Origin of the sequence: Paenibacillus oryzisoli, from assembly GCF_050467285.1 — a bacterium.
GTDB lineage: Bacteria > Bacillota > Bacilli > Paenibacillales > NBRC-103111 > Paenibacillus_E > Paenibacillus_E oryzisoli_A.
Genome location: NZ_JBCMUN010000047.1, coordinates 1 through 1373 on the forward strand (window position 1 = coordinate 1; position 1373 = coordinate 1373).

Below are 1373 nucleotides of genomic sequence, written 5' to 3' on the forward strand. Positions count from 1 at the left end.
CTTCGTTGCAGCGTCAAGATCTTTCAGATCTGTGAAGTCATCGGAGTTTTTACCGAAAGCAACTGCGGTGAACATCGAGAATGCCATAGCAGAAGTAAGAACTACGGATAATGTTTTCTTCATAAGAGTGTGTTTCCTCCTGTATTTTGAAGTTTTTTGTTATAAAAACTTATAACCAATGGGACGACTACTGAATCACTTCGGATTCACTTGATAGATCATCGTGTAGCTTCGCGTCTATCATCTCGGCTACAAACTTAGTATACGATACTCTATTCATTCTTTCATTGCTAAGTATTTTCCAAGTGAGCGTCTCTGCCTTGAGCACTCAATCGGATTACTTACAAGTCCATTGTAGTGGCCGTTTGTAAAGGAAATTAGAAGTAAAGCTTAATAGAAACTAAATGTTGACTGAAAAATTGATGAAAACAACAAGCCCACATTCCATTTTTACAAAAAAGAAAGAGGCCCTTGCGGGCCTCTAGGTGAGAAGTAATTAAGGAGTTGCAGTTACCACAACTGTTGTGGATACAGATTTGCCATTTGGTGCGATAGCTGTTGCTACGAAGGAGCCTGTTCCAGTTACGGACACGGTGTTGTCAGCTTTCAATGTTACTGTCAAGCCGTCTGTCACATTTGTAATTGTGTAACGTACTTGCAGGTAGTTATCGTACGCTGCCAATACATCTTTCGTCGAGGAATCTTTTGTAGATCCTTCACTTTTGAATGTGTTTCCGTATTGGTTTGTTACCGTTACTTTGTTCATCAGGTAGAAGATGTTTTCGTTGTTTGCTTGCGCCGTTGTAAATGTTTTTGTTGTAGAACCGGCTGCAATTGTTTCTACGCGGTTCGCTTCATTTGTAACATTCACTTGCCCGCTTACACTCTTCGTTTCACCATTTGCTGCTACGAAGTACACAGTCACGTTCGCTGTACCTACTTTGTTACCAATGACATAGCCTGTTGCTTCTGGATCTGCACCGTCTTCTTTAACTTGCGCTACGGTATAAACATCAGATGTTACAGATGTAATTGTTTTTGGAACAGCCACCGCATTGCCTGCAGCATCTTTCGCGCTTACGATCAGTTCTTTCGCAAGTTTGCTTGTTGCCGCGTCACTTTCTGTTGCGTCAGTTGCAGCGTAAGTTGCATCATCACGTGTATTGAAAAGGTTGCCTACAGTGTTCAAGCTGTAAGTCAAGTTTTTCGCTTCATCTTCCGTAATGATGGTTACTTTTCTCGCAAGGCTCGCTACGCTTTGATCCACTACGGTACCTGCTACTGCACCTGTGTGGGTTGCTTCGCTCTTACGCAGTTCAAACTTCATATCCAAGCTAGTTCCTGCAGCCGCGCCAGCTGTGTTTACCGTAATT

1 pseudogene is annotated in these 1373 nt (G+C 42.5%); it reads right to left on the minus strand.

The features are described from left to right. Positions 1 to 496: 496 nt before the first annotated feature. Positions 497 to 1373 (minus strand): annotated as a pseudogene (locus ABE504_RS33170) (hypothetical protein); the annotation flags it as partial.